General features: G+C 50.5%; 1 protein-coding gene. It reads right to left on the bottom strand.

Annotation, left to right across the window (positions count from 1 at the left end):
- Positions 1-9: 9 nt before the first annotated feature.
- Positions 10-321: met regulon transcriptional regulator MetJ (metJ, locus tag KVT28_RS24765; RefSeq protein ID WP_217550785.1), on the bottom strand; the 312-nt coding region annotated here is incomplete at its 5' end.

A 321-nucleotide genomic window follows, 5' to 3' on the forward strand; every position in this document is an offset into this window, starting at 1 on the left:
TTTCTGGCTTCAGTATTCCCAACTATCGGGATCGATGCCCATTTCACGCATAATCTGTTTCGCTTCTTCCGCAATCTCATCGCTGCGTTCTTTACGCAAATCGACATCGTTCGGCAGAGGCTGCCCGGTGGAAGCATGCAAAAAGGCTTCACACAGCAGTTCGCTGTTGGTGGCGTGACGCAGGTTGTTCACCTGACGGCGGTTGCGCTCGTCCGTTAAAATCTTCAGCACTTTCAGCGGGATAGAAACTGTGATTTTCTTAAGCTGCTCGCTCTTCTTGCCATGTTCAGCGTAAGGGCTGATATATTCGCCGTTCCATTC

The organism is Pantoea sp. GbtcB22 (genome assembly GCF_019091025.1).
GTDB lineage: Bacteria > Pseudomonadota > Gammaproteobacteria > Enterobacterales > Enterobacteriaceae > Pantoea > Pantoea leporis.